Source organism: Micromonospora okii (assembly GCF_020884795.1).
GTDB classification, from domain to species: domain Bacteria; phylum Actinomycetota; class Actinomycetes; order Mycobacteriales; family Micromonosporaceae; genus Micromonospora; species Micromonospora okii.
The window spans coordinates 350910-358386 of record NZ_BBZF01000017.1; the positions used below are offsets into that span (position 1 = coordinate 350910).

At 73.9% G+C, this 7477-nt stretch carries 6 protein-coding genes; 4 read left to right on the forward strand and 2 right to left on the reverse strand.

The window, feature by feature from the left end; translation table 11 throughout:
• Nucleotides 1-187: 187 nt before the first annotated feature.
• The 3 genes from mshA to LPU43_RS15320 all read left to right on the forward strand — a co-directional run bounded on the left by mshA (nucleotide 188) and on the right by LPU43_RS15320 (nucleotide 3370).
• The gene (gene mshA, locus LPU43_RS15310; RefSeq protein ID WP_444543571.1) at nucleotides 188-1552 is read left to right on the forward strand and encodes a D-inositol-3-phosphate glycosyltransferase; all 1365 of its coding nucleotides are present in this window, start codon (nucleotides 188-190) and stop codon (nucleotides 1550-1552) included.
• A gap of 119 nt (nucleotides 1553-1671) precedes the next feature.
• Nucleotides 1672-2205 (forward strand): type III secretion system chaperone family protein, encoded by a 534-nt coding sequence (locus LPU43_RS15315; RefSeq protein WP_229401095.1) that lies wholly within the window; start codon nucleotides 1672-1674, stop codon nucleotides 2203-2205.
• A 190-nt stretch (nucleotides 2206-2395) separates the two neighbouring features.
• On the forward strand, nucleotides 2396-3370 hold the full coding sequence (locus LPU43_RS15320) for a hypothetical protein (protein ID WP_373321719.1): 975 nt from the start codon (nucleotides 2396-2398) through the stop codon (nucleotides 3368-3370).
• A gap of 418 nt (nucleotides 3371-3788) precedes the next feature.
• Here the strand turns inward: LPU43_RS15320 and LPU43_RS15325 are convergent, their stop codons facing one another.
• Complete coding sequence (locus LPU43_RS15325) at nucleotides 3789-5078, reverse strand: MFS transporter (RefSeq protein WP_229401097.1); 1290 nt, start codon at nucleotides 5076-5078, stop codon at nucleotides 3789-3791.
• Nucleotides 5079-5157: 79 nt separating this feature from the next.
• On the reverse strand, nucleotides 5158-6528 hold the full coding sequence (locus LPU43_RS15330) for an MDR family MFS transporter (RefSeq protein ID WP_229401098.1): 1371 nt from the start codon (nucleotides 6526-6528) through the stop codon (nucleotides 5158-5160).
• Nucleotides 6529-6679: 151 nt separating this feature from the next.
• On the opposite strand from LPU43_RS15330, the gene LPU43_RS15335 reads away from it, so the two are divergent.
• Nucleotides 6680-7447, forward strand: coding sequence for a phosphoglyceromutase (locus LPU43_RS15335; protein ID WP_229401099.1), 768 nt, complete (start codon nucleotides 6680-6682; stop codon nucleotides 7445-7447).
• Nucleotides 7448-7477 lie beyond the last annotated feature (30 nt).

A 7477-nucleotide genomic window follows, 5' to 3' on the forward strand; every position in this document is an offset into this window, starting at 1 on the left:
CATTCTCACCCCGCCCCGGGGGTCAGCGGGACGCGGGGGCGGGCGGCCGGCCCGATGAGGTCCGTCACTCCGGGCGGTCGCCACGACACATTTCCCGCGCCCGCTCGGGAAGATGTCAGCCGGCGTCCGGGTTGACCGAGGAGCGCCGGTCGTGCGGGACGGCATCAACCGTGGCAGAGGAGCGGACGTGGCGGAATTGCACACCGGCGTCGGTCGTCAGCGGGGCGCCCGACCGTGGCCCCGGCCGCGTCGCATCGCGACGGTTTCGGTGCACACCTCGCCCCTGCACCAGCCCGGCACGGGCGACGCGGGCGGGATGAACGTGTACATCCTGGAGATCGCCCGCCGACTGGCCGAGGCCGACGTCGAGGTGGAGATCTTCACCCGGGCCACCGCGGGCGACCTGCCCCCGACGGTCGAGATGTCCCCGGGCGTGCACGTCCGGCACGTCACCGCCGGCCCCCTCGAAGGGCTGACCAAGGAGGAGCTGCCCGGCCAGCTCTGCGCCTTCACGGCCGGGGTGCTGCGGACCGAGGCGGCCCGCCCGCCGGGCCACTACGACCTGATCCACTCCCACTACTGGCTCTCCGGGCAGGTCGGCTGGCTGGCGAAGGAGCGCTGGGGGGTGCCGCTGGTGCACACCGCGCACACCCTGGCCAAGGTGAAGAACGCCCAGCTCGCCGACGGGGACCGCCCCGAGCCCAAGGCCCGGGTGATCGGCGAGGAGCAGGTGGTCGCCGAGGCCGACCGGCTGGTCGCCAACACCCGGTTCGAGGCCCGCGACCTGCTCGACCGGTACGCCGCCGACCCGGCCCGGGTCGCCGTCGTCGAGCCCGGCGTCGACCTGGACCGGTTCCGCCCGGCCGCCGGCGACCGGCACGCCGCCTCCCGCGCCGCGCGCCGCCGCCTCGGCCTGCCCGAGCAGGGGTACGTGGTGGCGTTCGTCGGCCGCATCCAGCCCCTGAAGGCCCCCGACGTGCTGATCCGCGCCGTCGCCGCGCTGCGCGAGCGCGACCCCCGCCTCGCCGACGAGCTGACCGTGGTGATCGTCGGCGGCCCCAGCGGCAGCGGGCTCGACCGGCCCACCGCCCTGATCGAGCTGGCCGCCTCGCTCGGCGTGGCCGACCGGGTGCGCTTCCTGCCCCCGTGCACCGGCGACGACCTGCCGGCCGTCTACCGGGCCGCCGACCTGGTCGCGGTGCCGTCGCACAACGAGTCGTTCGGGCTGGTCGCGTTGGAGGCCCAGGCGTGCGGGACGCCGGTGCTCGCCGCCGCCGTGGGTGGCCTCGTCACCGCCGTACGGGACCAGGTCAGCGGGGTGCTCGTGGACAGCCACGACCCGACCGACTGGGCCCGCGCGCTGGCCCGCCTGCTGCCCGACCGGGCGGGCCGGGCCGCCCTGGGGCGGGGCGCCGAGCGGCACGCCCGCGACTTCTCCTGGGACCGGACGGTCACCCGCCTGCTCGCCGTCTACGGCGCGACGATCGCCGAGCACCGCACCCGGCTGGCCGCCCGGCTTGCCGCCGACCCGGCCCTCTCCTGCTCCTGGTGACGGTGCAAGGAAGGGCACCTTCTTACCGCATACGGTAGAGAGGGGCACCCCTCTCACCTCGTCGGCGTCGTGAATACGTTGCCCGGTCGGGTTGCCGGGGCGGCCGTAGAGTGGGGCGGATGAGCGCGAGGAGCGAAGTCGCCGCCCTGATCGAGTCGACGTGTGCGGCCCGGGAGCTGGCCGTCGAGTCCACGGGTGAGGCGTCGTACGCGGTCACCCTGCCCGGCACCCACAAGCTGAAGACGATCTGCAACCTCATCGTCGGCGAGCACGCGCTGCGCATCGAGGCGTTCGTGATGCGCCAGCCCGACGAGCGGCGCGAGGAGCTGTGGGCCTGGCTGTTGCAGCGCAACGCCCGGATGTACGGGGTGTCCTTCTCCATCGACTCCGTCGGCGACGTCTACCTCACCGGGCGGGTCAACCTCGCCGGCCTGGACGAGGACGAGCTGGACCGGCTGCTCGGCGCGGTGCTGACGTACGCCGACGAGTCCTTCGACACGATGCTGGAGATCGGCTTCGGCACCGCCATCCGGCGGGAGTGGGAGTGGCGGGTCAAGCGGGGCGAGTCCACGGCCAACCTGGCGGCGTTCGCGCACCTCTTCGAGCCGTCGCCGGCCTCGAAGGCACCGGCGGGAGGTTCGGAGCCGTCCTGACGGGTATGCCGCACCGCGCGGTGCGGCACTGGGACCGGCTGCGCGCCGAGGACGGACTGTCGAGGAGCGTGAGCGGCCCATGGCCCAGCGGAACAGCTCAGGTCGCGGTGGGACTGCGGCCAGGACGAAACGGCAGGCGGGCAACCAGACCCCGAACACCCCGGGGGTCTCCGAGTCCGAGCTGTCGCGGATGCGGGTGGACGACCTGCGCGGCCAGCTACGCCGTCGGGGCGTCTCGGGAATCTCCAACCTGCGCAAGCCGGAACTGGTGAAGACCCTCGCCCGGACCCTGCGCTCCGAGGCCCGCGCTGGCGGCGCGGCGCGGGGCAGCACGGGCCCGGCGGGCCGGGCCGGCGCCACGAAGAAGGCGACGACCGCCCGCAAGGCCACCGGGGGCACGCGGAAGGCCGCCCCGGCCCGGGCGAAGGCCGCCCCGGCCGCCGCGCGCAAGGCGGCCCCGGCGAAGAAGGCCGCCCCCGCCCGCAAGACGGCCGCCGCCAGGAAGACGGCCGCGGCGAAGAAGGCCGCGCCTGCGAAGAAGACGGCCGCCGCGAAGAAGGCACCCCCGGCGAAGAAGACTGCCGCGGCGAAGAAGACCGCGCCTGCGAAGAAGACGGCTGCGGCGAAGAAGGCCGCGCCTGCGAAGAAGACGGCCGCCGCCGGCAGGAAGGCGGCGCCGGCCAGCAGGGCCGCCACCGCGAAGAAGACCGCGCCGGCCCGCCGGGAGGCGGGAGCGGGTGCCCCGCAGGCCGCCCCGCAGAAGACCCGGCAGGCGGGCGGGAACGAGCGCCAAGGCGTCCGTACCGGTCGGTCTTCGTCCCGGTCGGTGCGGTCCTCGCAGGCCATCACCTCGTTGCAGGACCGGCCCGAGCGGCCCGGTCGCAGCCTGGTCACCACGAACCACGACGTGATCCGGCGGTGGGCGGCCGAGCGCCGCGCCGAGCCGGCCACCATCGCGGGTACGGAGCGGGAGGGCCGGGCGGGGGTGCTCACGTTCAACCTGCCGGGGTACCGGGAGAGCAGCCGGGTGCGCGAGATCACCTGGGACGAGTGGTTCCGCACGTTCGACGACCGCCGGCTGAACCTGATCTACCAGGAGCAGCTCCGCGACGGCCGGCAGAGCAACTTCTTCCGTACGGAATCGCCTGATCGCGAGGACGCGTGATGGTTTGCGGGAATGGTGCGCGGGTAGACCCTGTTGGCTAGGACGAGACCTTGAGCAGCGGAAATCCGGTTCGTGGCGACGGTGAGCGCGAACACGCTGTGATCGGCGAAACAAGCCCACCGGGTTGAATCCGCAATCAGGGCGAACTAACTTTATTGCACCGCGCCACGCTCGTAACCGTTCGGGGGAGCGGTGGATCGATCAGATCCGTGCACGAGCGAGGCGCAGGAAACGGGTGGATCCCGCCGTTGGGGGACGGCGCCGCCCGTTGGGAACCGGCGGCGCGAGCGGGCGACGCTTACGGGGGTGAGTGTCGCCCGCCGCCGCCGGGCACGACGCGAGCGTCCATCACGGCCAGTCCGGGGTGGGCGCTCGCGTCGTTGCGGGCCGTTGTCGTGCGGCCCGGGGCCGGCGGCGGTCAGGAAGGGGCCCCTGCTCTACCGGAGGCGTTGACAAGGTGCCCTTCCTTGAGCCGGAGGGCGGCGGTGCGGCGTTCCCGGGGCGGGCCGGCCAGCAGGTGGCCGCCGGCGGCCAGCAGGCCCACCGCGCCGACCACCAGCCAGTGCCCGTCGCCGAGGCGTTCGAGGCTGATCCCGCCCAGCGTCGGCGCCACGAAGGACGCCGCCGGAAAGGCGAGGTAGAACACCGACTGGTACCGGGCGCGCAGCGCGGGCGGGGCGAGATCCGCGTTGATCTGGGCGTTCGGCGGGGCGGCGAGCATCTGCCCGACCGTCCAGACCACGGAGGCGGCCAGGTACGCCGGCAGCGTCGTGGTGAACGCCAGGGCCCCGAAGCCGAGGGCGAGCAGCCCGGTCGACACGGCGAGCACCACGTGCTTGCGGTGCCGGTCGATCAGCCGGGGGACGAAGAGCTGACCGAGCACGATCAGCGCGCCGCCGAGCGCCACCACGGCCCCGTACGCCGACGGCCCCAGCCCGTTCTCCTGCATCGCCAGCGGCATGATCGTCGAGGTCTGCGTGGTGAGCACGGCCAGCACGAAGGTGAGCCCGACGAAGACCAGGAACGCGCGGTCGGTGAGCGCGGTGCGCAGCCCGGGCTGCCGGTCCTTGCGGGGCGTCACCGGGGTCGGAAGGCCCCCGCCGAGGGCGGGCTTCACGCGCGCGAGGGTCTCCGGGACCTTCCAGGCGATCACGGCGGCGGCCGTCAGCGTGGCGGCGGCGTCGACCAGGAACAGCGCCACGAAGCTCGCCTCCGCGAGCACCCCGGCCAGCAGCGAGGCCACCGCCATGCCGAGGTTGAACGCCCAGAACTGGAGGTTGAACGCCCGGGACCGGCGCTGTTCCGGCACCACGTCCACGATCGCCGCGACGAACGCCGGGCCCGACATGGAGTGCGCCACCCCGACGAGGACGGAGAGCGCGGCGATGACCGCCAGGCGCTCGCTGAAGGCCAGCGCGACCATCAGCCCGGCGGTGCCCACGTGCGCCGCGAGCAGGGTGGCCCGCCGCCCCCACCGGTCGGCCAGCACCCCGCCGAGCAGGGTGCCGGCCGCTCCGCCGGCCCCGTACGCACCGACGACCGCCCCGGCCAGCGCGGGGCCGGCGCCGCGCGCCTGCGTCAGGTAGAGCGGCAGGAAGAGCATGGCGAACGCGCCGGCCCGGTTGATCAGCAGGCCGGCCCAGAGGTACCAGAAGGTGGCGGGAAGCCCGCCTGCGGTGTCGTGCCACAAGCGCCGCAGGGCGTGCACTCGGCCTCCCGTTAAGTTTTGTCAAATCTTCCGCGATGAACCGTAGGAAGCGCGGGGCGGCGTGCCAATGTGTCCCTGGTCACCGCGTCGCGGCGGGGTGGCGCTCCCGGTCGGGCTCCGGGGCGTACCCCTCGCCGGTGGGCTCGGCGGGCGCGGTCGCCGCGGCCTCGGCCGCCTGCGGCACCGGGGGCTGCACGGCGGTGACCGGCACGACCGGCTCCGCCGGCGGGCGCAGCGCGGCGGCCCGCCGCTCCCGGGCCGGGCCGGAGACCAGGTGGGCGACCGCCATCACCGCGCCGATCGCCGCGCAGCCCAGCCAGAGCGCGCCGTTGCCGGCCTGCTGCCGCACCAGCCCGCCGAGCAGCGGCGCGGCGGCCCCGGCCACCTGCCAGGACAGCGAGAACACGCCCTGGTACCGGCCGCGCAGCTCGGCCGGGGAGAGCTCGGCGATCAGGGTCGAGTTGGACGGCGAGTTGAGCATCTCGCCGACGGTCCAGACCAGCACGGTCAGCGCGTAGAACCAGGCGACGTCCGCGAACGCGGTCAGCCCGAAGCCGACCCCCATCACCACGGCGGCCAGGGCGAGCACGTGCGAGCGGCTGCGCCCCCGGATCAGCCGGGGGACGAAGAGCTGACCGGCCACGATCAGCACCCCGTTGAGCGCGATCACCGAGCCGTACGTGGACGGGCTGAGGCCGTCGTCGCCCATGGCGATCGGCAGCATCGCGGTGTGCTGGAGGAAGACCAGCGCGCCGAGCAGGTTGAGCGCGACGAAGCCGAGGTAGACCCGGTCGGTGAGGATCGTGCGCAGCGCGCCCCGGGGGCGGGGTGCCCCGGCGGCGAGCGGGGCGGCGGCGGCCGGCGTCCGGGTCTCCCGCACCTTGACGAAGATGATCACCGCAGTGGCCAGGGTGGTGATCGCGTCGATCACGAAGAGCAGCAGGTAGCTGGCCTCGGCGGCGAGCCCGGCGAGGAGGGCCGCGCTGGCGAACCCGAGGTTGATGGCCCAGTAGTTGAGCGAGAACGCGCGCAGCCGGTCCCGCTCCGGCACCACGTCGATCATCATGGCGCCGAACGCCGGCCGGGCGGCCTCGGCGAACAGGCCGAGCAGCAGCGAGCCGACGGCGACCGCCCAGAGGTCCCGGGCGAAGCCGAGGGTGAGCATCATGGCCGCCGCGCCGAGGTGGGCGGTGAGCAGCGTCGGCCGCCGCCCCCACCGGTCGGCGAGCGTCCCGCCCACCGTGGTGCCGACCGCGCCGCCGACGCCCCAGAGGCTGAGCACGAGGCCGGCGGCCAGCTCGTCGAAGCCGCGCTCCTGGGTGAGGTAGATGGCCAGGAAGATCAGGACGAAGGAGCCGAGGCGGTTGATCAGGGTGCCTGTCCACAGGTACCAGAAGGTTCTCGGTAGTCCGCCGGTGGTGTCCCGGAACCAACCCTGCACCGCTTGCACGTCAGCGCCCCCGCTTCGGTAATGACCGACCTATCTTCAGCGCCTTACAAACTAGACCGGGGGCGGGTCGCCGGTCACCGGCTTTTCCACGTGGTGGTCGTCACCGCAGGTCGCCGCGTGTCCCCCGACGGCGTGCGGCAGGATGATCGGCATGACTGCGAGCGAGGGGCCCACCGTCGGGACGCTGGTCCTGCTGCGGCACGGCGAGAGCGACTGGAACGCGAAGAACCTCTTCACCGGCTGGGTGGACGTCGACCTGACCGGCAAGGGCGAAGACGAGGCGCGGCGCGGCGGCGAGCTGCTGCGCGAGCACGGCCTGCTGCCGGACGTGGTGCACACCAGCCTGCTGCGCCGGGCCATCCGCACGGCCGAGCTGGCGCTGCACGCCGCCGACCGGCACTGGATCGCCGCGCGCCGGTCGTGGCGGCTCAACGAGCGCCACTACGGCGCCCTCCAGGGCAAGGACAAGAAGCAGACCCTGGACGAGTACGGCGAGGAGCAGTTCATGCTCTGGCGCCGGTCCTACGACACGCCGCCGCCGCCGATCGCCGACGACGACGAGTGGTCGCAGGTCGGCGACCCCCGGTACGCGCTGCTGCCCACCGAGCTGATGCCGCGCACCGAGTGCCTCAAGGACGTCGTCGAGCGGATGCTGCCGTACTGGTACGACTCGATCGTGCCGGACATCCTGGCCGGCCGGACGGTGCTGGTGGCCGCGCACGGCAACTCGCTGCGGGCCCTGGTCAAGCACCTCGACCAGATCAGCGACGAGGCGATCGCGAAGCTGAACATCCCGACCGGCATCCCGCTGCGCTACGACCTGGACCCGCACCTGCGCCCGCTCACCCTCGGCGGGACGTACCTCGACCCGGCCGCGGCGAAGGCCGCCGCCGCCGCGGTAGCCAACCAGGGCCGCTGACGGTGTAAGGAAGGGCCCCCTGTTATCGCC

Bases quoted from the DNA above. Each gene is read 5' to 3' on its own strand.
- LPU43_RS15315 (WP_229401095.1), top strand. From the start codon at position 1,672: ATGAGCGCGAGGAGCGAAGTCGCCGCCCTGATCGAGTCGACGTGTGCG.
- LPU43_RS15320 (WP_373321719.1), top strand. From the start codon at position 2,396: ATGCGGGTGGACGACCTGCGCGGCCAGCTACGCCGTCGGGGCGTCTCG.
- LPU43_RS15335 (WP_229401099.1), top strand. From the start codon at position 6,680: ATGACTGCGAGCGAGGGGCCCACCGTCGGGACGCTGGTCCTGCTGCGG.